This is a genomic window from Paenibacillus sp. J2L1-98 (genome assembly GCF_056269405.1).
Window position 1 is genome coordinate 369,475 of the sequence record NZ_JBWDNW010000001.1, and the last position, 23,805, is coordinate 393,279.

The following is a 23,805-nucleotide window of genomic DNA, read 5'->3' on the forward strand; positions in this document are numbered from 1 at the left end:
AAAGGTAGCAGCCTCGCATGAGGCCGCTACCTTTTCTTCTTACTATTGGGATAATTCATTCCATTCTTTATGTTTGAGCATTTATATAACATAAGATGAGTCCGATTCAAATAGACGGCCGATTTGCTCGTAATCTTCCCTGGATAAGCTCCATGTTGCAGCGGCTGCATTCTCCTCCACCTGTTTAACCGTTTTCGCTCCGGCAATAACGCTTGATATTTCCTTGCGGTACAACAACCAGTTAATAGCAACCTGGCTGAGCGGCTTCCCGATAGACCTGGCAATTCCGGTAAACGTTTCGATGATGACGATGTTTTTGACAAATTGTTTTTCAGAAAATAACGGGTTTAGCTGCGCACGTATATCCGACTTGGGCATTCTCGTTAAATAATTGAATTTACCAGTCAATAAGCCTTGCGCCAGCGGGCTATAAGGAATAAATCCGATATTCCGCTGCTTGGCATAAGGCAATGCCGCATGCTCAACATTTCGCTGAAACAGATTGTACGGCAATTGCAAAGACACAATATTACTGACCGATTGAGCGGCTACTAACTGCTGCACATTGAAATTCGAGACTCCGATATGGTGTATTTTCCCCTCTTCCACCAACCGATTTAATGCTTCAAACGTCTCTTCAACCGGTGTTCTAGCGTTAGGATCTGGTAAGTGGATCTGATACAAATCAATGTAGTCTGTATTTAAACGCCGCAGGCTATCCTCAACCTCGCGCACGATATTCGCCTTTGTCACGTCTGCACTAAACTGCCCTTGCTCATTCCAAACTAGGCCGCCTTTTGTTGCGATAATAACATGCTCCCGAACAGACTTAAGCACTTTACCAAGCACTTGTTCAGAATGTCCAAGGCCATAGGCAGGAGCTGTATCATAAAAAGTAATACCCAATTCATATGCACGACGAATGGCACCCTCAACCTCATCATCGTCCACCTCTCCCCAGCCAGCCTTTCCCGCGGCCCATGCGCCGAATCCAATGACTGACGGAAATAGCTCACTATCGCCTAATCTCCTCTTCTCCAACAAGCTAACCCCCTTTACACTATTATTCCTACCTGTTTACTCGGAACTATCATCATTATAAATCTGTACAGATGAATGTCAACCCATTTTTTTCAAAAATAAACACATAGGTATCATTTATCCCGAGAATCCCTACTTGACAGCTATTTTTCTTATCCTTATGATAGAATTCATTGATCAATAGAAGGAAAAATTTTATATCTTATTGTAGAAAGGAACAATTACGATGACAAACAGACGGATTGATCACGTTGGAGTAATGGTCAAAAATATGGAGGCCTCCATTGCCTTTTATACCGAAATTATCGGATTTGAGCTAAAGGGGCGCACGCCGCATTCCAATGGTATCATTGAGCTCGCCTTTCTCGGCTTTGGCCAATCAGGCGAGACGGATCTGGAGTTAATCCAAGGCTATAACGACAGCCTTCCGAATGAGGGCAAGGTGCATCATTTTGCTGTGTCTGTTCCCGATGTGCAAGCGGAGTTCGATCGCCTGAAGCAGCTCGATGTTTCCTTTGTGGATGAAGGCATTACTACACTTCCGAACGGCTTCAAGTACTTTTTCGTAAGCGGACCTGATGGTGAGTGGATTGAGTTGTTCCAGCGCTGATTCGAAGCCGGGATACGAAGAAATAAGCAAAAGAGAGGATGCCTCCAAGTCAGGAGACATCCTCTCTTCTATTCTGTGTCTAATCTTCGATCGTGGACAGATCACCCGTTGGCAGGTTCAGCTCCCATGCCTTCAACACCCGGCGCATAATTTTGCCGCTTCGCGTTTTTGGAAGCTTATCCTTAAACTCGATTTCTCTTGGTGCCGCATGAGCGGATAATCCTACTTTTACAAACTGAGAAATTTCCTGCTTCAATTCATCGGATGCCTCGAACCCTTCCCGCAGCGCGATAAAAGCTTTAATGATTTCTCCCCGCATCGGATCAGGCTTGCCGATTACGCCAGCCTCCGCTACTGCCGGATGCTCGACCAGCTTGCTCTCTACCTCGAACGGGCCAACCCGTTCGCCAGCTGTATTTATCACATCGTCGATACGTCCCTGGAACCAGAAGTAGCCATCCTCATCCATATAAGCGGAATCTCCCGAGATGTACCAGCCTTTAAGGTAAAAATATTCCTCGTATTTAGAAGGATTATTCCATACCTTCCGCATCATGGACGGCCAAGGAGTCTGAACGGCTAAATTACCCATTCGATAAGGCGGAACTTCATTACCGCTATCATCTATGATCGCAGCCTTAACACCCGGCAGAGGCTTGCCCATCGAGCCTGGTTTAATGTCCATGCTTGGGTAGTTACAAATAAGCTGGCCTCCAGTTTCCGTCATCCACCATGTGTCATGAATGCGCTCTCCATATACCTTCAGCCCCCAGCGAACAACCTCCGGATTAAGCGGCTCTCCGACGCTGAGCACATGCCGCAGACTGGAGAGATTAAATTGCTGCGAGATATCATCCCCTGCTCCCATAAGCATGCGGAAAGCAGTAGGAGCGCTATACCAAACAGTCACGCCGTATTTCTCAATAACGCTATACCAGTCACTTGGACTAAAGCGACCGCCGCGAATGACATTTGTAGCGCCATTCAGCCACGGTGCGAAAATACCGTATGATGTACCGGTAACCCATCCCGGATCGGCGGTGCACCAATAAATATCATTTTCTTTCAAATCAAGCACAATTTGCCCCGTGTACAAATGCTGAATCATCGCATTCTGAACATGGTAGACGCCTTTGGGCTTCCCTGTAGAACCTGACGTATAGTGCAAAATAAGGCCGTCTTCGCGATCAAGCCATTCGATTTCGGCTTCATCGGACGCACCCGCCATCTCTTCCGCGAAATCGATAATGCCCTCTTCCTTCGGCACATCCTTGCCAAATACGATAACATGCTTCAGGTTCGGCAGCTCATCGCGCTTTATACGTTTATATAAGGCAGGGGTCGTAATAATCGCTGAAGCTTCGCTGTCAAGCAGTCTGTCCTTTACCGCAGTCTCCATAAAGGCCTCAAATAGCGGCCCTACGACCGCGCCAACCTTCCACGCGCCAAGCGCGCTAAAATAGAGTTCAGGCGTGCGGGGCATAAAAATAAAGATACGCTCGCCTTTGCTAATCCCCAGCTTGCGTAAAACGTTTGCAAAACGGTTGGATTGCTTGCTCAGCTGTTCAAATGTGTAAGATTCATCGCGTTCATTATCGCTGTAATGCAGTGCGGTTTTATCGCCTTTGCCCAGCTCGACATGCCTGTCGATGGCTTCATAAGCCATATTCACTTTTCCTGTCGTATGCCAGCTGAATTGACTCTCGATCTGCGACCAGTCAAATTTGCCGACAGCTTCTTCATAATTCGGTAAATTCGGATTTTGTGCTGTCGCTGGAATTCTTTCTTGATGCAAGTTGATCACACTATCACTCTCCCATCAAATCTGTATGACTCATTCATAAGAATACGCTTTCAAAAAATAGTCATTGCCTAATGCAAATAAGCTGGCATCTACTCGCGTTTCTCATGACTTAAACCGCCAAACTCATTATAGCATATCCTTTTTCTATCCGACTACGCTTTTCAATTTCTCAAATGTTTGTTATAAAGAGTTATAGAGAGTTGAGATCTGGCAGCAGTTGAACTGCAAAGGAGGCTTCCGCTTTGGATCATCGAAAGCGTTTGCAGCGGGAACAGCTCGCTTTAGACGCAGGCCGTGAGCTTATTATTGAAGGACCAGTTCCGCCGGAACGGCTGGAGAGAATGACGATGCACAAAGCGCTGGACGCGTTCCGAAGACCGCAAGAACAGCATGAAGCGCTTGTTGAGATCGCCGGATTGGATGAAGGACGAATTATTTTGGCGCGTGAAGGAGACCTGATCGTCGGCTATGTCACCTTCCACTACGCCGATGAACTTGAACGCTGGTCGGAAGGCGGCATGACAGATCTCATCGAGCTCGGTGCGATAGAGGTAGCAGATGATTATCGCGGCTGCGGCTTGGGAAAACGTATGATTCAGCTGGCTTTTGCAGAGGATCAATTAGAAAATATGATCGTATTTACGACTGAATATTACTGGCATTGGGATTTGGAAGGCACCCTGCTCAATGTTTGGGACTATCGCAAAATGATGGAAAAATTGATGCAATCGGTCGGAATGATCTGGTTCGCTACGGATGATCCCGAAATTTGCTCCCATCCGGCTAATTGCCTTATGGTGCGAATCGGCAAGGAAGTTCCGCTTCGGTCAGTTGAGCATTTTGACAGGGTGCGCTTTCGTCAACGGTTTATGTATTAAGCTTATGCTTACGATGCAGGTTTGCTGCGCAAACCTTTTAGGAGGACAGGGATGGCTTCAAATGCTATTTTCATTCATCATTCGGATTCTAGCGGATATAAATTCGGGGAGGAGCATCCTTTCGATCCGCTGCGGCTTACGCTAACGATCGACTTGCTCCATGAAGTACAGGCTTTATCTGAAGAGCAAATAGAAGCTCCTCCCGCTTATTCTGAGGACGAGCTTCTGTCGCTCGTGCATAGAACGGACTATTTGGCTGCCGTCAAGCAATTGAGCGAGCAATCGAATCACGAGGATAGCAGCTTGCTCGCTCAACAATTCGGGCTGCACACCGAAGATACGCCATATTTTCCAGGTATGCACAAGGCTGCAGTGACGATCGTCAACGGCTCAGTAGCCGCAGCTGACGCTGTTATGACGGGCCGGACTAAGCATGCTTATCATCTCGCTGGCGGACTTCATCACGCGTTTCCTGACCGTGCTTCAGGCTTTTGCGTATATAACGATGCAGCAGTCGCTATCAAACACATCCGTCAAGCTTACGGTGCGAAAGTGCTTTATATCGACACCGATGTCCATCACGGAGACGGAGTCCAATGGGTTTTCTATGACGATCCTGACGTTTGTACTTATTCCATCCATGAGACCGGCAAATTTCTGTTCCCTGGAACAGGCTTCGTTCACGAGAAAGGTATAGACCATGGCTTCGGAGCCTGCTATAACGTACCGCTCGAGCCTTATACCGAGGATGAATCCTGGCTTGAGAGCTTTAATGTCACGCTGCGTAAAGTAATAGCATCCTTTAAGCCGGATGTCATCATTAGTCAGCACGGCTGCGATGCGCATGCTTACGATCCGCTCTCTCACATCCATTGCAGCATGCGGATCTATGCGGAAATACCTGCCATTATCCATGAATTAGCCCATAAGCATACAGAGGGACGTTGGATTGCGCTTGGCGGAGGCGGCTACGATATTTTTCGCGTCGTACCTAGAGCTTGGTCTTTGGTGTGGCTTACGATGATTGACCATCCAATCGCTCAAGCGATAGCGGCTGGAGAGCAGCCGCTGCTTCCCGATCGCTGGCTCAAGCGCTGGGCATCCATTAGCCCGCTCGAACTGCCGACGAAATGGCTGGATGACCGTGCCGATATCGAACCTATGCCAAGACGCGCGGAAATCACCGACAAGAATAGAGCCATGCAGCGTATCGTTATTCAAGATATTTAGATCCACCAATGCTGTGTAAGCGAGCGAAATTCCAAATCCTAACCCTATGAAGAATATCATTAAATCATTGTCATACCACAAAAAAAGAACCAGCTCCGATGCATGCATTGAAGCTGGTTCTTTCCATACCGTATTTATTAAATATGTTGAACGATATCATCAATAATTTGGTAGGAATTGTTGGAGGCCGTTACCGTAAACTCCGAGAAATTCACATGGGCCGATCCATCTGCCTTGTCCGACATCGAACGAATAATAACAAATGGTGTTTCATTCATATCACACACTTGTGCTACCGAAGCGCCTTCCATCTCCGCACATGCCCCTTGCAATGTCTCATGGAGCAGCTTTACCGTCTCGCGGCTAGCTATAAATTGATCGCCAGACAGCACTTTGCCCTTAAGACTGCGTCCAGAGAATAGGCGTTCGCTTGCTGCTGAAGCGAGGCCGATTAAAATTTCGTCAGCCGGAAACTCCGATCTCGGATGAAACGGAATCGTTCCACGGGCAAAGCCGAGCGGCGAGCAATCCATATCATGCTGCACACAGCTTGTGGAAACGACGATATCGCCGATATTCAGCTGAGGATCAACTGCTCCCGCTACTCCGGTAAACAGGACGCAATCAGCTCCAAGATCAATCAATATTTGCGTGCAGACGGCAGCATTAACTTTACCTACGCCTGATTTGCAATAAATGACCGATTTACCATGAAGCTTGCCTTCGTAGTAGGTAATGCCCGCCTTCGTCACCTGAGACACTACGTTCACATGCTCATGCAGCAGTTCAATTTCTTCCGCCATAGCGCCAATAATCCCTATTTTGTTAAACGACATTTCTTTTATATTCCTCCAACCGATTGACGCACAACGATTTCATGCGGCAGTACTACTTTGGAATGATCTACATTTTCTTTTTTCATCAGCTTCGTCAGCAAACGCATGGAAACAGCGCCGATATCATACATCGGTTGAGCTACTGCTGTAAGCTGAGGACGAACCATCGATGCCATCCGGCTATTATCAACGCTAATTACGGAAATATCTTCAGGAACCTTCAAGCCGGAATCCTGAATGCTGTGAATCGCGCCGATCGCCATTTCATCAGTGGCGGAAAAGACGGCCGTAGGACGCTCGTCCAGCTCGATGAAATATTTCATCGCTTCTGCACCTGACTCATAACGATAGTTACCGATGCGGACTAATGAATCATCGTAGGCAATGCCGGCGCCTTCCAGCGCACGCTTATAACCTTGGAATCTTGCATAGCCAATCGAAGGATCCTGCAGCGTGCCGCTGATCATCGCGATTCGTTTATGGCCTTGATCAAGCAGCTTCTGAACGGCATCAAAGGCGGCATCCTCATGATTAATGTCGACAGAAGGAATCTGACCGCTTTCATCTGAAGTCGCGCAAAGCACGATTGGAACATTCGCCGTCTTGAAGGCTTGCAAATGCTCTTCTGTAACTGCTCCGCCCATAAATAGCAGACCGTCGACTTGCTTCTCCAGAAGCGTGTTGATGACGCGGATTTCTTTGTCTTTTTTCTTATCCGCATTACACAAAATAATATTATAATGATACATATTCGCAATATCTTCAATTCCACGCGCTACCTCGGCAAAAATAGCATTTGAAATGTCGGGAATAACAACTCCAACCGTAGTCGTTTTCTTGCTAGCCAAGCCTCTTGCTACGGCATTCGGACGATACCCTAGTCGCTCTATTGCTTCATATACCTTCTTGCGTGTTGCCGGCTTCACGTTGGGATTGTTATTTACAACCCGTGAAACCGTAGCCATCGACACTCCTGCTTCTCTTGCTACATCATAAATGGTTACCGTCACAGTGGTTCTCTCCATTAGCTCAGATTTTTAAATTACGTACGCCATATATTAACGTAATCATAGCATAAAGGGATTGGCAACGCAAAGCAAAAGACGTCAAAAACCGTGATATTCCGAGCTTTCATTGATTTTTCATTGATCAACAATAGAAAATGGCTTGCATTGTTTATGAGGTATATTGTGAAAAAAACTGTATAAAATTTACTAACAAATGGATACTTTAAGAATTCCGAAAAACGGAGCTGCAGCGCCGGCTTCTGTATAAGCTGTTTATACCTAAAAAAAGAACCCTCGCTTGAGGGTTCTCAATAACCGGCCTTCCAGCCATCCATTTATGATTGGCTGTGTTTCTATTAATCTTTTGAATCGATATCTTTAAAAAGGTAAATCCGAGCAGCTATGTAAGTAGCGTGCGACGGCTTATTTGCTCAAGTCTCTTATTAATATCCGTAATCCAAGCCACGTCGTTAAGAGATTGAGCAAGCAAATACAAATCAAGCAGCTCGTTAATTCGATGTTCGATCAATCTCTCGAATGCGGGTTGGTCCGTCTGCAGCTTCTCCGCTTTCGCTTCCACTAACAAATTCGCCCACTCGTTACATTCATTAAAAAGAAATGTTTGCTTATCTGGTTGAGCTCCGAGTTGTGCGATTAATCCGGTTAAATCCGGCTTTACCTCCGGAAACACCTCACTGCGGTTGCAGGTTGTACAGGAAAAAATGGGTACATTGTCAATCTCGACCTTCCCCGAATAAATAACTGTTCGCAGTTTCATCTTCATGATGTCACCACAATGACACCGCTTATGCAAAGTGGTCCACTCCTTCTTAATAGCAGCTATCGCCGCTAAGCGTTGCTTTCAGAGTTACAATAAATAAATTATTCGACCATTTTCGCACAAATTCCTGCTTATAATGCTATGTAATTTTTACTACTGAAACCATATTTTCGAGTCTCCAAATCTTCCGTTCAAGGCGCCGCTTTTCTCCAAACTTTCCGTATCGGCGGTACCGCTGACAATGCTGTCCATAAAGCTGCCCCGATTAGATCATTGCGCACATCCAGCGGGTCCGGCATTCTTCCGCCTACAAAGGATTGATGAAATTCGTCGGTAATTCCATATAAACCGCAGATTAGCACGATGATAACCTTCATCCAGAACCGGTCTCCCTTTCTGCCGATTCCATAATCAAGTGCTGCTGCCAGAACGAAATAAGAAACAAAATGGCCCCAATTGAAATCTTCCATAAAGGGAAGATACTTTTGAAAGAATGGCAGCAATGTATTGATCTCATCGCTAGTTCTCGAAGAAAGTGCAAAAATAACGGCCATCCAAGCGACTGCCGGCAAAAATCGCAGCAGTCTTAAATATGAAATTGAGCTTGAAAAAGGAACTGTTTGCTTCATTGTGTCTCCTTCGCTACAATAATAGAGATCTTTAATAGATGGAGGGGTAAATATGTCATTACAAAACAAAACCGTCATCTGCCTGCTTGACGACGAGTTTGAGGATTTGGAGCTATGGTATCCCGTATATCGTGCACGCGAAGCCGGAGCGACCGTTCTGTATGCTGGTCCTGAGAAAGGTAAAAAGCATATCGGCAAATATGGTGTTCCTGCGGTGGCCGATTTGTCATTCGATGAAGTGAACAGCGAAGACATTATCGGTCTATTGGTTCCAGGCGGCTGGGCACCTGATAAGCTGCGCCGTTACCCGAAAGTATTGCAGCTCGTACAAGAGCTGAATGCAGCAGACAAGCCGATTGGGCAGATCTGCCATGCTGGCTGGGTGCTCATTTCGGCGAAAATTTTAGAAGGCCGCAAAGTAACCTCAACACCCGGCATTCGTGACGATATGGAAAATGCAGGCGCTACATGGTACGATGAAGCCGTCGTTGTAGACGGAAATCTTATCTCCGCGCGACGCCCGCCAGATCTTCCTCCCTATGCAAAAGCATTTGTGGACGCATTAGTACAGCGAATGGGTTAACCATTCGCTGTTTTTTTATCTATGCGCTGCATAAAGGCAGTTAATTGTTCTATTATTTCGGTGCTTGTACGGCAGGCTTGCAGCTGCTGAAATACCTCTCTGCTCTCTTCCTGGGAAGTACAAAGCAGTCTTTCCTTCACTTGCAAAATGGAGTGCGAAGACATACTGATTTCATCCACGTCCAAGCTAAGCCAAACCGGCAGCGCTCGTAAATCTCCCGCAAGCTCCCCGCAGACGCATACGGATATTCCGGCACGTTTGGCCGCTTCAACCGTCATTCGCAGCATCCGAATCAAAGCAGGATGATAGGGCTCATACAAATGAGATATTTCTTCGTTCATCCGATCGACAGCTAACGTGAACTGAACCAAATCATTCGTTCCAATACTGAAGAAATCAACCTCTTCTGCAAGCAAATCCGCAATCATAACTGCTGCGGGCACTTCGATCATAATCCCGATCTTAATCCCTTTATCATAAGGGTGGCCTGCTTCCTCAAGCTCACGCTTCGCTTCATTCAATACAACATTCGCAGCACGCACCTCGTCCACAGACGAGATTAGCGGATACATCAGCTTCACCTGACCGTAATGGCTGGCACGCAATATAGCGCGCAGCTGCGTTTTAAATAAATCCTGCCGGTCTAACGAAATCCGGATCGCTCTATAGCCAAGGAAAGGATTGTCCTCTTCGGGCAGCTCAAAATAATCAAGCTGTTTGTCGCCCCCGACATCAAGCGTCCGGATGACGAGCGGCTCGCCGCCGAGCTTCTCGGCAACGCTGCGGTATACCTCGAACTGCTCCTCTTCCTTCGGAAACCGATTGCGGTCCATGTACAAAAACTCGGTACGGAACAAGCCAACGCCGTGCGCCCCGCTCGACAAAGCAATTTCCAGCTCTTTAAAGGAACTAATGTTAGCGGCAAGCTCCAATCTTTTACCATCCGGCGTTACTGGACGGTGGCCTGCAATGCCATGCAGCCTTTTTTTCGCTTCTGCTTGAGCGTTGTGCAGCTCTGTATAGGCGTCAATGATTTGCTGAACAGGTTCAATAAATACCGTTCCATCGCTGCCATCAATAATAATCGTTTGGCCCGTCTGAATCGGCTCCTCCAGCTTCGTCTCAACGCCTACAACGAGCGGTACGCCGAGCGCCCGTGCCATGATAGCCGAATGCGAGGTCGTGCTCCCTGCGAGCGTCACAATGCCAAGCACATGCTGAGGATTGATATGTGCGAGCTGAGAAGGCGAAAGCTCCTTCGCGATCAGAATAAAAGGCTGTGTATCCGAAGGCAGCGTAATTTCCGGTGCGCCAAGCAGATGCTTCAGCAAGCGGTTGCCTACATCCTTAATGTCAAGCGCTCGTTCCTTCATATACTCATCATCAAGCAAATCGAACATCGTAACAAAATGGTCAATCGCTTCCTTAACAGCTACCTCAGCCGCTTTATATTGGCGTTGGATGATGCCTTGTATTTCATTCATAAAGACAGGATCGTCCAAAATGGCTATATGAGCATCGAAAATATGTGTTTCCTCCGAACCGACTACATCGCGCAGCTCATCCTTAATCTGCTCGATTTCCGATTTCGAAGTACGAATGCCTTCGTATACACGTTCGAACTCGCGGGCAAAATCAGCTACATCAATTTTTTGCTCCGGTAACTCCCATTCCCAATTCGGAAGCACAAACGATCTCCCAATCGCTATGCCTGCTGACGCTCCTATTCCTTGAATCATTGTGTTTCCCCTCCACCATTTCTCTCTTTAAGTACAACTGACATTACCGAGGACTGCCCTTTTTTCACCGCTTTGAACGGCGCAAACCTCCACGAGTGCACAAGATCAGAATTCGTAATAACCATCGGCGTAGCAAGTGACTTACTTTCCCTTCGGACGCGCTGCAGATCAAATTTTACGAGCAGCATGCCTGGCGTGACTTCGTCGCCTTCTTTAACAACCGCATTAAAATAGGCTTTGCCTGCCAGCTTCGAGGTGTCGATCCCAATATGAAGCAGCACCTCCAGCCCCTCAGGAGTAAGAATGCCGACCGCATGCATGGTCGGGTAAATATGAATGATTTTACCTTTAACCGGAGATACAAGCTCTCCCTTGTCGGGGATGAATGCGACCCCTTGTCCAACAAGCTTTCCTGCGAAAATCGGATCAGGCACCTCATTAAGCGGAATCATTCGTCCTTGCATGGGCGAGTGGAACAATACTTGGGCTTGATCGCGATGGATGGTCTTGACCATTTCTTCACGGATAAGCTCAGAGTAGGTACCGAATACGACCTGAACATGTCCACCTCCCAGCTTTATAACGCCTGCCGCGCCTAAATTGCGAAGTGCATTTATATCGAGCAGCTTATCGTTGGATACTTTAAGCCGCAGTCTTGTAATACAGGACTCCATCTTTTCTATATTTTGTTTCCCGCCGATGGCCTGCAAAATAAGCGGTGCGCGATAAGGAATGTCGCCTGCCCATTCGTCAAGCTGCGAGCCTTCCTCACGGCCCGGTGTCGGAATCCGAAATCTGCGAATGGCCCAGCGAAACAAGAAATAATAAATAAATCCGACTACAATGCCGATCGGTATAATGAGCCAGCCCCGAGTCGCCAAATGCTCATTAATGACGAAGTCTATTGCCCCGGCCGAAAATGAGAAACCGTGCTTTATGCCGAGCTCATAGGTGACCCACATGATAATACCCGACAATATGGCATGAACGACATATAAAAACGGAGCCACGAACAAAAATGCGAATTCAACCGGCTCGGTTACACCTGTCAGGAATGAAGCGAGCGCCGCGTAAAGGAACGTTCTCCGAATTTTCGGCTTCAAATCCTCGCGCGCTTCATGAATAATCGCAAGAGCAATGGCCGGCAGAGCGAACATCATCGTCGGATATAATCCAGCCATAAAAACGCCGGCTGACGGATCGCCCGCAAAGAAGCGCGGCAGGTCTCCATATACCATTTGTCCCGATGCTGTCTTATAGCCGCCAATCTGAAACCAGAACACATGGCTGACCAAATGGTGCAAGCCGAATACAACCAGAATGCGGTGTACAAAGCCGTATAAAAACACGCCGAAGCCGCCGCCCGATGCAACGATTTCCCCCAGCTCCACAAGCATTTGCTGCAAATATGGGGCAATCTTAATCATTCCTATCGAGAACAGCAAGGAAACGAAGCTAACGAACAGCGGAACGAACCTCGGGCCACCGAAAAACTGTATGTATTCCGGTAAACGCAGGCTTTTGAAGCGTTCGTGACTGAAGCCCGATATAATTCCGATAATTGTCCCAATTAGCACGGTTGGTTCAATTTGAACCTCGGCAGTGCCTGTGATGCCGCTGTAAATAATCATGCCTACGAGCGCTGCCATACCTGCTGCGAGCGCGTTTCCAGTTAACCCAAGCGATATGCCAAGCGCAAAGATATATGGTAAAAACGTAAAAATGATATCGCTTGCCGCTAATAAATATCCTTCCATACCTGGCAGGCCTATGTAAGCCCAGGGCAGCTTACTTAAGCTCAAAAATATAGCCGCTCCCGGCAGTACAATCATCGGCAGCATAAAAGCTCTACCGAGCTGCTGCAGGCTTCCCATGAAAACCATCCCGCACCTCCTAAAGTTTTGCGAAGCAAAACTGGCTTCGTAAGCATTAGCTTAGTTTTGCAATCCAAAACTGACTCCGTTAACTTTTCACCTAGTCCATAATATCTATATCGATGTTAAGCGTTTGCTACGTTTTTGTCAAAGTAAAACGGCGAGCCCGTAAAGGCCCGCCGATGTTGATGATTCTTTTCTTATTTTTTAAAACGATGTTATCGCATGCCACCGGAATAAGGAGCGTTAGCCGCACCCGACGAATGCCAGCCTATTTGGGAAATGACAGGTCCCGCTTGTTGGTAAGCATTTGTGGCTTCATATACAGGGTGGATCGGTGTGTTCGAATGAGTCTGCGTCATACCGCCATAGTTGTTTTGCATATTAGACTGCGCATAGCCCCCGAAATTGGATGATGCATGCTGGGCATACTGGGATCCAATGTTCGAAGATGGCTGATAATGTGATTGCTGGTTATCAGCTCCTGCTTGGTAGCCTACATGCGAAATTACCGGACCAACGTTGCCAAACGCCGTTGCTGGCGAATGAGCGTAGCTTTGAACCGGTTGATGCGAGATGAATGAATTGTTCGTTCCCACCGGATGTGTCATATTCGAATAGCCTGTCGGAGCAAAGTGCTGTGCACCTTGGCTATAGGAACTAGACATTTGATAACCGCCTGGCGCATTCGAAACAATAGAATTCGTTTGTCTGCCAAATGTCGGTTGGCTGAGCTGTCCTTGGTAGTGAGATTGCACATTGCCTGTTGGCTGAAATTGTGCACCTTGGTTTAGGAAGCTCTGTTGGCCTTGGAAATTACCCGGTTGTTGCGAAAATTGATTCACGTCGTGTCCTCCTTGGATTACAATCATAAAGTCTTCAAGTGACTGCCGCGCGCTTCGCTTTAGTTGTTCGGGCGAACCAGCAAATTCGGCACTCGCTCTTGAAGCCTTCTTATTGTGTAGGAGTGTCCCTTTTTTTATAACAGTTATGTTTTGGATTTCCCTCCAGGAAGCAGGATAGAATCCTCAACCTTAATACAACGGTCCATTATAACTACCAACCCGCCTGCAGCCGCGATAGCTGCCGCTTCCTCATTTGCGATGCCAAGCTGGAGCCAAAAGGTTTTGGCGCCAATAGCTACGGCTTCCTCTGCTACCGGAGGCGTATGTTCGCTTCTGCGGAAAACATTAACGATATCAACAGGTACGGGAATATCTTGAAGCGACGCGTAGCTTTTTTGTCCCAATATGGTTTCGGCGTTAGGATTGACAGGAATAATCGTATAGCCCTTCGCTTGCATGGCCTCGGATACCATATACGAAACCCGCTCGGGGTTGTCCGACAAGCCGACAACGGCGACTGTAGTGCTTTTCTCTAAAATACCCTTAATCTGCTCACGCGTAGGATTCTCAAATGCCATCATAACACCTCAATCATTATTTTTTGAACAAAAACGATAGCGTCCATTTACATTTAGCCTTCAATCCACTCGACATTTGCACCCAATGCTTTCAAATGATCGAAGTAAATCGGATAAGATTTCGCTACGTGATGAGCATCTCGAATGCGGATTGGCTGTTTCGCGCGCAAGCCTACGATCGTTAACGCCATAATGACGCGGTGATCGTAATGTGCATTAATCTCAACGCCGCCTTCTACGCCCTCCGGACGGCCGTGCACGATGATCTCAGCCTGGCGTTCTTCTACGTTCGCGCCCGCTTTGCGCAGCTCATTCAAATAATCGGTAATTCGGTCGCATTCTTTGTAACGCAGGTTTTCTACATTATAGAAACGGGAAGTCCCCTCGGCAAAAACAGCCGCTGCAACCATCGCAAGTACGGCATCCGTTGCATGATCGCCATCGAACTCCACAGCTTTCAGCTTTCCGTTTCCTTTCACATGAACGATACCGTTCTCATGCGTAAGCGGAACCTCCATCATCTTCAATACATCAACTACGGCGCGTTCGCCTTGCTTGCTCTTCTCTTCCAGACGATGCACGATGACATCCGATTCGGTTACGGCAGCAGCTGCTAGAATTGCTGCGGAGCCAGGGTAGTCCCCTTGTACGGAATAAGTTTTTGCAGCATAGCTTTGACCGCCTGGAACACGGAACCGCATGTAGTCTTCATCAGCATGAATAACAATTCCTGCTTGCTCCAATACTTCAAGCGTTTGACCGACTACAACCTTCGATTTCAAGTCGTGCAGCACTTCGATTTCACTGTCCTCTTCTAATAGAGGAGTCAAGAACAGCAGAGCGCTCAAAAATTGTGAACTTATGTTTCCTGATACTTGAATTTTTCCGCCTTTGGGAGCGCCGCCTTTAATGCGAATAGGAAGCTTTCCGTCATTGTGCTCGATAGACACGCCCATCGCTGTCAACGATTCAATCAAATCGCTGTGCGGACGCTTGCCGAGTGAATCGGGATAACGGTTAATGAAGGTTACGTCCGGGCACAACGCAGCAATAGCCATCAAAAAGCGTAATACAGCGCCTGCATTGCCCACATCCAACTGCTCGACTGGCTTCGGATGACGGCCAAAACCGGTAATGACGATTTTCTCGTCATCCTCCTCAACAATCGCACCCAGATCGCGGATACAACGACGCATCGCATCGCTATCCTCGCTATGAGCAGGATAATAAATCATGCTCGTCCCTTCTGCAAGAGCTGCTACCAACAGGTAGCGGGTTGTGTAGTTTTTCGAAGAAAGCGCTTGAAGTTCGCCTTCAAGCCTTGGTGTCGGTGTTACGAATACATCCATAGTTCGTATGATCTCCCTTAACAATAATATATACTCCTAAACCGGGCGCGAGTCCGATGGAGTGATGATAACTTCTGTTATTGCTGAATGTCCGATTGCTCCAATATGGCTGCAACGACTTCTTCTGCTGACATATTCGTCGTATCGATCGTAAGATGCGCAAAATCGTAAGCATGCTTGCGCTGCGCAAGCAGCAGATTAACCCTCTCCACTGCATCGCCTTGCAGCAAAGGACGCTCCGTGTCCGACTGCACCCGAGCAATAATTTGCTCCGGACTTGCCTTTAGCGCGACGACAAAGCCCTTGTTCAGCATAAGCTCCCGGTTTACCGCGCTTAGTACGGCACCTCCGCCTGTAGCAACTACGGCATTTTCCTCACTTGCCAAAATCCCATCAAGCACCCTGGTTTCGATTACCCGAAAACCCGCTTCCCCATCGGCCGCGAAAATGTCAGAAATCCGCTTGTTTTCAAGCCTTTCGATTTCCTCATCACCGTCGACCCGCTTCCAGCCTAGCTTCTCGGATAACAGCCTGCTGACGGTTGACTTGCCGGTTCCCATAAACCCGATTAGCACTAATTTCTTCAATTGCTGCCTTTCCATCGTAACCGTTTCACCCTTTTCGTTCTTGCTAAACCATTTTTTCTTCAACATCATATCATTTTTTTGTAATTGTAGGGTATAAAAAAGTTGCTAATGCCGTATGGATGATAATAATGTTTAATCAAGGATAGGAGTGAAGTTAACGATGACCAGTGATCTTCATTTGTCCGCTCCCCACCCGACCGAGAAACGTATCAATCGCATCCTCGATCCTGCTCATCCACTCTGTCGCGCCGATGTTATTTGGATGCTTGAATTTATTAAAAAAAAGGTGGCTGACGAAGATCCAGCCTTACTGGATCTTTCGCAGCCACGCTTAATGCAAAACTTTCATTTCTTTGCCGAAGCAGCCATGTCGCTCATTCATCGCAGACATTATTCCGCTCAAGAGGCAGACCGGCTTCGCGACTGGCTGCGTCAAGCAGCCTATGGATTGAATCAGGACAATCCCCGCAAGCCGATGCTCTAACCGGCTTCCCGAATTAAGATTGCATCCAGTTGAAGTGGAAAGTGCCTTCTTTGTCCAAACGTTTGAACGTGTGAGCGCCGAAGTAGTCGCGTTGCGCTTGAAGCAGGTTCGCAGGCAGACGCTCTGTACGGTAGCTGTCGAAATAAGCGATCGCGCTTGCGAAAGCAGGAACCGGTACTCCGTTTGTAACAGCTAGAGCAATTACTTCGCGCCATGCGCCTTGGTACGACTCTACGATGTTTTGGAAGTAAGGATCCAGCAACAGGTTGCGCAGGTTAGGATCACGGTCGTAAGCATCTTTGATGTTTTGCAGGAAGCGAGCACGGATAATGCAGCCGCCGCGGAAGATCATTGCGATTTCGCCGTAGTTAAGATCCCAGTTGTATTCTTCGGAAGCTGCACGCATTTGAGCGAAGCCTTGTGCGTACGAGCAAATTTTACTTGCGAACAACGCTTTACGCACAGCTTCGATAAATGCTGCTTTGTCGCCTTGGAAAGGCGTTTTCGCAGGGCCGCTAAGCACTTTACTTGCTGCAACGCGCTCTTCTTTCATAGCAGACAAGAAACGGGTAAATACGGATTCTGTAATGATTGAAAGCGGAACGCCAAGATCGAGCGAGCTTTGGCTTGTCCATTTTCCAGTTCCTTTTTGACCTGCGGAATCAAGGATAACGTCAACCATAGGCTTGCCAGTCTCAGGATCATATTTCGAGAAGATATCTCTTGTGATCTCGATAAGGTAGCTGTCCAGCTCGCCTTTGTTCCACTCGGAGAAAATTTCGTGAAGTTCTTCAGCGCTAACGTCAAGAACGTTCTTGAGCAGGTCGTATGCTTCGCAAATCAGCTGCATATCGCCGTACTCAATTCCGTTGTGTACCATTTTCACATAGTGGCCTGCGCCATCTGGTCCAATGTATGTGCAGCAAGCGTCGTCGCCTACTTTTGCGGAAATTGAAGTAAGGATCGGTTCAACAAGCTCGTAAGCGGATTTTTGGCCGCCCGGCATGATGGAAGGTCCTTTCAAAGCGCCCTCTTCGCCGCCGGATACGCCAGTACCGATGAAACGGAAGCCTTTAGCTTCAAGATCTTTGCTGCGACGCACTGTATCAGGGAAATAAGCGTTACCGCCATCAATGATGATGTCGCCTTCAGCCAAATGAGGAACGAGGGAATCGATTGTAGCGTCTGTTCCCGCACCTGCTTGTACCATGATCAAAATTTTGCGCGGCACTTCAAGTGATTGTACGAATTCTTCAATCGTATAAGTTGGAACAAGGTTTTTGCCTGCTGCTTCTTGAACAAGATCGTCCGTTTTTTCGCGGGAGCGGTTAAATACGGATACTGTAAAGCCTCTGCTCTCAATGTTAAGGGCAAGGTTTTTACCCATTACGGCCAATCCAATTACACCAATTTGCTGTTTTGACATCTGGTTTTTCCATCCTTCATCATCTATTTTGGGTCACAATAGTTTTATTTTACTCTTTTTATGGCAAGAAGAAAACTATCTAAGAGGAAAAATGTCGCTTAAAAGGCATCAGAATTATTGACCGATTCAAAAAGAATATCTTATATATGTGCGAAAACCTAACATGAACCACATAAATATCTCCTGTTTTCACAAAATTGCACAACCTAAAAACGATCAAAGGCTGTAGGTGCTTCACAGCTTTCGATCGTTTTTAGGTTTTCATATGGGGACCTACATCTATCATCAGAGCTCCAGTTGCAGCATTTCCGAACGAAGTGCAATCAAGCGTTCTTTAGATTCAGCAGCCGCTTCCTCATCGTTGCCTTGCAGCGCATCAAACAGCATCGACAACTCGTAATCCAGCTCATAGCGAAGTACGACAGCTCTTTCCTCTGCGCGCTTCGACTGAAAGGCTCTAATCATTTCTTCTATTGTAACGAAAGGCTTCTTCTGATAAATAATCCGATGTTCCATACCGGACACCTCCACGAGTCGTATAATCTCACCGAACATAATACTCTCAATGACGATTTGACGATCTTTAATGCGCTTCACTACCGCATGTCCACGTGTGTCATTAATCAACTTTTCAATCAATTCTGATAATTTCTCGTCTTTGATGATGTAATCTCCGACAATCTTATAGCGATTCTTCATTCGCTGGAATTGAAGCTTGACGAGCTTGCGGCCGGTTCGAATGGATACAAGGAACTGCCCTTCTGTCTCACTCCAATACAAGGAGTAACCCTCCTGAATAAGATCGCGGATGAGATTCTGGATTTGCCGGCGGTCAAATCGCAGCTCCAAATTGCAGTATTCGACTTCATGGCTTTTATTCACGGCAATCCCTCCCTTACCTCAGTTTAGTTGACGAAATGTTCTGATAATTTGTTCTTATCTTCATCTTATACTCCATCTTATGTAATGGCAACTTGGATTATTGACTAATTTTACGATTATAAGCGGTTAAACTTAAAAAAGGGCGCGGCCGTCTCGAAATGATAACGGCTCGTTCCCTTTTTGCTTCATTATTCCATAGTCAGCTGCGGAAAATATAGCAGCTGGCTGGCAATTTCCGGTCTGCTCCCTTACTTTATTAGCGCTGCCGCTATTGCTTCCTCTAAGTCCAGCTTCTGTACTGTTGCTTCGTTCCTGAACTTAAGCTCTACAATACCCTCAGCGGCATGCTTCCCTGCGACGATTCGCAGAGGTATGCCGATGAGATCGGAATCCTTGAATTTGACGCCTGCCCGCTCGTCGCGATCATCCAGCAGCGTCTCTACCCCAGCCTCTTGAAGTCTAGCCGCAATATGCAGCGCCAAATCCATTTGAGCCTGATCCTTCGCAGACACCGGAATGACATGAACGTGATAGGGCGCAATCGACTTCGGCCATATGATCCCGTTGCTGTCCGAATGCTGCTCAATAACGGCGGAGAGCAGCCTGGATACTCCTATTCCGTAGCAGCCCATAATTAACGGCTGCTCCGTACCCGAATCGTTAAGAAATTTCGCGTTCATCGCTTCGCTGTATTTCGTTCCAAGCTTAAACACATGGCCGACCTCTATTCCAAGGTGGAATGTCAAGCGTCCTTGCTCGCAGCGCGGACAGCAGTCGTCGGCTATCGCATTGCGATAATCGCCTGCCAGCGCATTCGGCAAATGATCATCCGGGAATACACCGCCAAAGTGATAGTCCTTCTCGTTAGCTCCCGCTATACCCGTATCCATTGCCAGTACAGCATGGTCGGCAAGGATAGGGATATTTAATCCGATCGGGCCGGCAAAGCCGGTCGGCGCACCGGTTACGCGCTCTGCCGTCTCTTGATCCGCAAGTTCCAGATTGTTTGCGGCCAAAGCATTCTTGACCTTTATTTCATTTACCTCATGATCACCCCGAACAATGACGGCTACGGGCTTCCCGTCGGCAACATAAATTAATGTTTTCATAAATGCATCCGCGCCTAGGCCAAACGCCTCGACAAGCTGGTCCACCTTCTTAATGTCCGGTGTATGGAGACGTTCAAGCTCTTTCTTCTGCGATGCCGGCCCGCCATTTTCTCTATGCACTATGCGGTACTCGGCTTTCTCCAGATTAGCCGCATAGCGGCAGGCATTGCATGCGGCAATTGTATCTTCGCCGATATCGGCCAGCGCCATAAATTCATGCGTCCCGCCTTCGCCTCCTATTGACCCTGCATCCGCTTCTACAGCGCGATAACGGAGGCCGCAGCGAGTAAAGATGCGGTTATAGGCCTCATACATGCTCATATAGCTGCGGTGAAGACCGTCCCAGTCCTTGTCGAAGGAGTATGCATCCTTCATTAGAAATTCTCTGCCTCGCAGCAAACCGTACCGGGGACGCTTCTCGTCGCGGAACTTCGTTTGAATTTGGTACAGCATCACCGGCAGCTGCCTGTAGGAATTCACCTCTCCGCGAACTAAGGCGGTAATCACCTCTTCATGAGTCGGACCAAGCGTAAACTCCCGTTCGTGACGATCCTGCAGCCGAATCAGCTCAGGCCCGTAGACCTCATAGCGGCCCGATTGCTGCCACAACTCGGCCGGCTGCAGCGCGGGCATTAACACCTCTTGCGCGCCCGCTTGATCCATTTCCTCCCGCACGATCTGCTCAAGCTTTCTGAGCACGCGGCGACCGAGCGGCAAATAAGTGTAGATGCCAGCCGCAAGCTGTCTGATTAATCCTGCCCGCAGCATCAGCTTATGGCTGGCCGCTTCCGCATCCGATGGCGCCTCGCGCAGCGTCGGCATTAATAATTGGCTCTGTCTCATTGTTGATAACCCTCCGATTGTTCAGATTCCGGTTCCGGTAGAAAAACAAAAAGAACGCATTCGTAAGGGACGAATGCGTTCGTGGTACCACCCTCATACAGCCGCCAAACCATCAGGACAGCTCTCAATTAGATAACGGAACGAAAATTCCGGCTGCGGCTGCTACATCTATACCGCTGCAGCTCGCAAGGTAGGATTAATCAATCGTTCATAGAAGCCTTGCAGCCTGTGGGCTTCCTCTCTGTTATAAACGGTTGCTGACTAACGTAGCCTTGGTCGACGCTGTTATAATATCGTTAACTTTTGACAAATTTACAATATAACAGTAACGAAGTCAAGCACATTTTGGCGCCGAATGCAGTGTGTCATAATTTGCTCGTGCTGTTCGGTCTAAGCACGGCTGATCCAAAGGCAATCATTACGGCTGCGAATAGAAACAATATGAGAAGCTGCAGTCCGATGTCACTAAAGCTGCCACCGCCGCCTAAACGGTCGATCGCCCCGATGGCCCATTTTTGCGGCGTAAAATTAGCGAGCTTTTGCATAAAATCAGGCAGGAAGGAAAGCGGGAAAAAGCAGCCGCTGATCAGGCAGGTAGGAGTAATGATTAAGGTGTTGATCTGAGATAGCTGGATGCTGTTGCGCACAAGCCCCGCTACCGCAGATGCCAGGCCCACGGCCGACAGCAAAAAGAACTCCAGCACAAGCAGCATCGGCCCGAAAGAGATGCCCGGTGAATAGCCGAATACGAAATACGTTAAGCCAAGCACGATAACGAGCTGTAAGGTGCCCACAAGCATGCTGCCCATAAAATTGCCGAAGGCGATATCGATAGCGCGCAGCGGAGCGGTGAACATTCTAGCCATCGTGCGCTGCTCCCTATCCTCCATCACGAGGCCGATCGATTGGCTGACGAGCAGCATAAGAAACATCAAGATTAGACCGATCATCATCGGATTGGAAACGATATTGCCCAGCTTCATGTCGGCGTTCTCCGCCACAGCTTTCGGCGACGCTTGCGCCTCAAGTAAAGCGGTTAGCTTCGTTAAGTCTGTTCCGGCACCGGCGCTTGCGCCCTGAACAAGAGCGACTGAGGCAGCAAGCTTATTGCCTTCCGTCGCCAGCATGGCTGCCAGCGAAGCGTTCCACAATTGCTCATTCATCCGGTAGAGAACCGCCTTGGACCCGGCTCCTTTCAGCCATTTCTCCGAGTAATCGGAAGGGATATAGATGGCGGCATCTGCTTTCCCGTCCAAAACCATGTCCTTAAGCTCCAGTTCCGTCAAATTCGGCTCCAAATGAATCTCGTATAGACTTTCCTGCTCTAAAGAGGTGGCAAGGTAGCTGCCTAAAATGCCGGCATCCGCGTTATTCACGGCAATGACCGCTTTCTCTCCTTCAAAGCTGGCGAACAGCCCTGCCATGATCGATAAAATAATTGCAGGAAGCATCACGTTCATGATCAACCCGCGGCGTGACCCCATCGTCCTGCGTATGAGCTGTGCTGCGATATGCAAGCTAGGCATGCTGCTTCACCACCTTAGGCAGCCTGACGACTGCGATTATAGACAGTATGAGTGCGATAAGTCCAAGCATCCCGATTTCACTCCATACGGCCGATGTGTCCGTCCCGCTCATAATCGCTCGCAGGCTGGCATTCGCCCAATGATTTATTGTTAATTTGTCGGCTCCTCCAACCATCGTTTCAATTCCGGCCATCATTCCGCCGCTCAGAAAGGTCATGCTGAATACAATAATAGTAAACAAGGTTTGCGTTGTTTTTCTTGTACGGGCGAATGACGCAATCGTAATCGCAAGCCCTTCCCCTGCCGCAGTCGTAAACAGACAAATCAGTGTAATCCATCCAAAATGACTTCCCCATTCCACATCGTAAACACAGGCTGTGAACGTTACGATTACGACCGCTTGCAGCGCAGCAAGCATGACTGCTCCTACAATGATGCCGAACATGATCGCTCTAAACGAAGCCGGAATGGCATACATCCGCTGCAGCGTGCCGCTCTCTCTCTGATTCAGCAGCGCAAGAGCCCCCGACATACCGCCATAAAGCAGGAACATAATTAAGTAGGCCGCTGAATAGTATTGAATCGCAGAGGTCTCGCCGAATTCTTGACTATCCCCCGACCCCAGATTACGGGTGGCAATGAGAGATTCACCTGCCGCAGCCTGACTATTCGCTTCATCAGCTTCTGCTGCAAGTTCAAGGCCAAGCGTCTCCGCAGCCGCTATCCGCATATTCACTTTTGCCATATAGCCGTTTACAACAGTATCCGCTGCTATATTTTTCTCTTCATAGCGTCCTGAATACGTTAACCAATTCGCCTTGTCACCTGCCAGCAAACGCTTAGAGAAATCTGAAGGAATAAACACGCCGTAATCGGCAATCCCTTCGCGCACAAAGTCCTGCACCTCACCCTCCGATCCAGCTTTAAGAACCTTGATATATGGCTTGATGGCTTCATCTTTCCAGAACGAATCGATGCCTGGTCTCATTTCTCCCTGATCCGCAACGTACAGTGCGACCTTAGCGGGCTTAATTTCCGTATCAAACGCGCTTCCAAGCAGCAAAATCAGCAATAATGGCAATCCAATCAATATGATGAGTACGGAACGCATCCGGCTGTATTTGATCAGCTCATAACAAGCAGTCGTCCACCATGCACGCATAG

Annotated in this window: 22 protein-coding genes; 5 read left to right on the forward strand and 17 right to left on the reverse strand. The window is 48.0% G+C overall.

What is annotated here, in order from left to right; translation table 11 throughout:
* Positions 1-81: 81 nt before the first annotated feature.
* Positions 82-1,041 carry an aldo/keto reductase gene (locus AC0YNZ_RS01780; protein ID WP_475824997.1) on the reverse strand — a complete coding sequence of 320 codons (960 nt, stop codon included), beginning with the start codon at positions 1,039-1,041 and terminating at the stop codon, positions 82-84.
* A 226-nt stretch (positions 1,042-1,267) separates the two neighbouring features.
* Here AC0YNZ_RS01780 and AC0YNZ_RS01785 point away from each other — a divergent pair, with 226 nt between their 5' ends.
* On the forward strand, positions 1,268-1,651 hold the full coding sequence (locus tag AC0YNZ_RS01785; protein WP_475824998.1) for a VOC family protein: 384 nt from the start codon (positions 1,268-1,270) through the stop codon (positions 1,649-1,651).
* Positions 1,652-1,730: 79 nt separating this feature from the next.
* On the opposite strand, the gene acsA is transcribed toward AC0YNZ_RS01785, so the two are convergent.
* On the reverse strand, positions 1,731-3,455 hold the full coding sequence (acsA, locus tag AC0YNZ_RS01790) for an acetate--CoA ligase (protein ID WP_475824999.1): 1,725 nt from the start codon (positions 3,453-3,455) through the stop codon (positions 1,731-1,733).
* 242 nt (positions 3,456-3,697) lie between these two features.
* Here acsA and AC0YNZ_RS01795 point away from each other — a divergent pair, with 242 nt between their 5' ends.
* Positions 3,698-4,333 carry a GNAT family N-acetyltransferase gene (locus AC0YNZ_RS01795; RefSeq protein WP_475825000.1) on the forward strand — a complete coding sequence of 212 codons (636 nt, stop codon included), beginning with the start codon at positions 3,698-3,700 and terminating at the stop codon, positions 4,331-4,333.
* A gap of 51 nt (positions 4,334-4,384) precedes the next feature.
* Positions 4,385-5,563, forward strand: a complete 1,179-nt coding sequence (locus tag AC0YNZ_RS01800; RefSeq protein WP_475825001.1) for an acetoin utilization protein AcuC — start codon at positions 4,385-4,387, stop codon at positions 5,561-5,563.
* 137 nt (positions 5,564-5,700) lie between these two features.
* Here AC0YNZ_RS01800 and AC0YNZ_RS01805 read toward each other — a convergent pair whose 3' ends face one another.
* From AC0YNZ_RS01805 to AC0YNZ_RS01820, 4 genes are all read right to left on the reverse strand, one after another.
* Positions 5,701-6,399, reverse strand: coding sequence for a 5'-methylthioadenosine/adenosylhomocysteine nucleosidase (locus AC0YNZ_RS01805; protein WP_475825002.1), 699 nt, complete (start codon positions 6,397-6,399; stop codon positions 5,701-5,703).
* A gap of 5 nt (positions 6,400-6,404) precedes the next feature.
* The gene (gene ccpA, locus AC0YNZ_RS01810) at positions 6,405-7,409 is read right to left on the reverse strand and encodes a catabolite control protein A (RefSeq protein WP_110769125.1); all 1,005 of its coding nucleotides are present in this window, start codon (positions 7,407-7,409) and stop codon (positions 6,405-6,407) included.
* Between the two features lie 397 nt (positions 7,410-7,806).
* Positions 7,807-8,184 carry a hypothetical protein gene (locus AC0YNZ_RS01815; RefSeq protein WP_475825003.1) on the reverse strand — a complete coding sequence of 126 codons (378 nt, stop codon included), beginning with the start codon at positions 8,182-8,184 and terminating at the stop codon, positions 7,807-7,809.
* 194 nt (positions 8,185-8,378) lie between these two features.
* Positions 8,379-8,816 (reverse strand): VanZ family protein, encoded by a 438-nt coding sequence (locus tag AC0YNZ_RS01820; RefSeq protein WP_475825004.1) that lies wholly within the window; start codon positions 8,814-8,816, stop codon positions 8,379-8,381.
* Between the two features lie 52 nt (positions 8,817-8,868).
* On the opposite strand from AC0YNZ_RS01820, the gene AC0YNZ_RS01825 reads away from it, so the two are divergent.
* Complete coding sequence (locus tag AC0YNZ_RS01825) at positions 8,869-9,399, forward strand: type 1 glutamine amidotransferase domain-containing protein (RefSeq protein ID WP_110769128.1); 531 nt, start codon at positions 8,869-8,871, stop codon at positions 9,397-9,399.
* Here AC0YNZ_RS01825 and ptsP read toward each other — a convergent pair.
* The 6 genes from ptsP to AC0YNZ_RS01855 form a co-directional block, all read right to left on the reverse strand.
* The gene (gene ptsP / locus AC0YNZ_RS01830; RefSeq protein ID WP_475825005.1) at positions 9,396-11,138 is read right to left on the reverse strand and encodes a phosphoenolpyruvate--protein phosphotransferase; all 1,743 of its coding nucleotides are present in this window, start codon (positions 11,136-11,138) and stop codon (positions 9,396-9,398) included. The two genes, AC0YNZ_RS01825 and ptsP, sit on opposite strands and share 4 nt — an antisense overlap.
* The gene (locus AC0YNZ_RS01835; protein WP_475825006.1) at positions 11,135-13,021 is read right to left on the reverse strand and encodes a glucose PTS transporter subunit IIA; all 1,887 of its coding nucleotides are present in this window, start codon (positions 13,019-13,021) and stop codon (positions 11,135-11,137) included. Before AC0YNZ_RS01835 ends, ptsP begins: the two co-directional genes overlap by 4 nt.
* 209 nt (positions 13,022-13,230) lie before the next feature.
* Positions 13,231-13,857, reverse strand: a complete 627-nt coding sequence (locus tag AC0YNZ_RS01840) for a hypothetical protein (protein WP_475825007.1) — start codon at positions 13,855-13,857, stop codon at positions 13,231-13,233.
* 143 nt (positions 13,858-14,000) lie between these two features.
* Entirely contained in the window at positions 14,001-14,435 is a 435-nt protein-coding gene (locus AC0YNZ_RS01845; protein WP_475825008.1) for a CoA-binding protein, read from the reverse strand.
* A gap of 53 nt (positions 14,436-14,488) precedes the next feature.
* The gene (gene aroA / locus AC0YNZ_RS01850) at positions 14,489-15,784 is read right to left on the reverse strand and encodes a 3-phosphoshikimate 1-carboxyvinyltransferase (RefSeq protein ID WP_475825009.1); all 1,296 of its coding nucleotides are present in this window, start codon (positions 15,782-15,784) and stop codon (positions 14,489-14,491) included.
* A gap of 77 nt (positions 15,785-15,861) precedes the next feature.
* The gene (locus AC0YNZ_RS01855) at positions 15,862-16,386 is read right to left on the reverse strand and encodes a shikimate kinase (protein ID WP_475825010.1); all 525 of its coding nucleotides are present in this window, start codon (positions 16,384-16,386) and stop codon (positions 15,862-15,864) included.
* A gap of 145 nt (positions 16,387-16,531) precedes the next feature.
* Between AC0YNZ_RS01855 and AC0YNZ_RS01860 the strand changes: the two genes are divergently transcribed.
* Positions 16,532-16,855, forward strand: coding sequence for a hypothetical protein (locus AC0YNZ_RS01860; protein ID WP_475825011.1), 324 nt, complete (start codon positions 16,532-16,534; stop codon positions 16,853-16,855).
* Positions 16,856-16,868: 13 nt separating this feature from the next.
* On the opposite strand, the gene gndA is transcribed toward AC0YNZ_RS01860, so the two are convergent.
* The 5 genes from gndA to AC0YNZ_RS01885 all read right to left on the reverse strand — a co-directional run bounded on the left by gndA (position 16,869) and on the right by AC0YNZ_RS01885 (position 23,803).
* A complete protein-coding gene (gene gndA, locus AC0YNZ_RS01865; RefSeq protein ID WP_110769135.1) occupies positions 16,869-18,281 on the reverse strand; it encodes an NADP-dependent phosphogluconate dehydrogenase in 1,413 nt (470 codons plus the stop codon).
* A gap of 285 nt (positions 18,282-18,566) precedes the next feature.
* The gene (locus AC0YNZ_RS01870) at positions 18,567-19,163 is read right to left on the reverse strand and encodes a hypothetical protein (protein ID WP_475825012.1); all 597 of its coding nucleotides are present in this window, start codon (positions 19,161-19,163) and stop codon (positions 18,567-18,569) included.
* 248 nt (positions 19,164-19,411) lie between these two features.
* On the reverse strand, positions 19,412-21,115 hold the full coding sequence (locus AC0YNZ_RS01875) for a proline--tRNA ligase (protein ID WP_475825013.1): 1,704 nt from the start codon (positions 21,113-21,115) through the stop codon (positions 19,412-19,414).
* Positions 21,116-21,480: 365 nt separating this feature from the next.
* The gene (locus tag AC0YNZ_RS01880) at positions 21,481-22,641 is read right to left on the reverse strand and encodes an ABC transporter permease (RefSeq protein WP_475825014.1); all 1,161 of its coding nucleotides are present in this window, start codon (positions 22,639-22,641) and stop codon (positions 21,481-21,483) included.
* A complete protein-coding gene (locus tag AC0YNZ_RS01885) occupies positions 22,634-23,803 on the reverse strand; it encodes an ABC transporter permease (RefSeq protein WP_475825015.1) in 1,170 nt (389 codons plus the stop codon). The genes AC0YNZ_RS01880 and AC0YNZ_RS01885 overlap by 8 nt, the downstream gene beginning before the upstream one ends.
* Between the last annotated feature and the right edge of the window lie 2 nt (positions 23,804-23,805).

Coding starts and splice junctions, on each gene's coding strand:
- AC0YNZ_RS01785 (WP_475824998.1), top strand. CDS start 1,268: ATGACAAACAGACGGATTGATCACGTTGGAGTAATGGTCAAAAATATG.
- AC0YNZ_RS01800 (WP_475825001.1), top strand. CDS start 4,385: ATGGCTTCAAATGCTATTTTCATTCATCATTCGGATTCTAGCGGATAT.
- AC0YNZ_RS01805 (WP_475825002.1), bottom strand. CDS start 6,399: ATGTCGTTTAACAAAATAGGGATTATTGGCGCTATGGCGGAAGAAATT.
- AC0YNZ_RS01815 (WP_475825003.1), bottom strand. CDS start 8,184: ATGAAACTGCGAACAGTTATTTATTCGGGGAAGGTCGAGATTGACAAT.
- AC0YNZ_RS01820 (WP_475825004.1), bottom strand. CDS start 8,816: ATGAAGCAAACAGTTCCTTTTTCAAGCTCAATTTCATATTTAAGACTG.
- AC0YNZ_RS01825 (WP_110769128.1), top strand. CDS start 8,869: ATGTCATTACAAAACAAAACCGTCATCTGCCTGCTTGACGACGAGTTT.
- ptsP (WP_475825005.1), bottom strand. CDS start 11,138: ATGATTCAAGGAATAGGAGCGTCAGCAGGCATAGCGATTGGGAGATCG.
- AC0YNZ_RS01835 (WP_475825006.1), bottom strand. CDS start 13,021: ATGGTTTTCATGGGAAGCCTGCAGCAGCTCGGTAGAGCTTTTATGCTG.
- AC0YNZ_RS01845 (WP_475825008.1), bottom strand. CDS start 14,435: ATGGCATTTGAGAATCCTACGCGTGAGCAGATTAAGGGTATTTTAGAG.
- aroA (WP_475825009.1), bottom strand. CDS start 15,784: ATGGATGTATTCGTAACACCGACACCAAGGCTTGAAGGCGAACTTCAA.
- AC0YNZ_RS01855 (WP_475825010.1), bottom strand. CDS start 16,386: ATGGAAAGGCAGCAATTGAAGAAATTAGTGCTAATCGGGTTTATGGGA.
- AC0YNZ_RS01860 (WP_475825011.1), top strand. CDS start 16,532: ATGACCAGTGATCTTCATTTGTCCGCTCCCCACCCGACCGAGAAACGT.
- gndA (WP_110769135.1), bottom strand. CDS start 18,281: ATGTCAAAACAGCAAATTGGTGTAATTGGATTGGCCGTAATGGGTAAA.
- AC0YNZ_RS01875 (WP_475825013.1), bottom strand. CDS start 21,115: ATGAGACAGAGCCAATTATTAATGCCGACGCTGCGCGAGGCGCCATCG.
- AC0YNZ_RS01880 (WP_475825014.1), bottom strand. CDS start 22,641: ATGCCTAGCTTGCATATCGCAGCACAGCTCATACGCAGGACGATGGGG.
- AC0YNZ_RS01885 (WP_475825015.1), bottom strand. CDS start 23,803: ATGCGTGCATGGTGGACGACTGCTTGTTATGAGCTGATCAAATACAGC.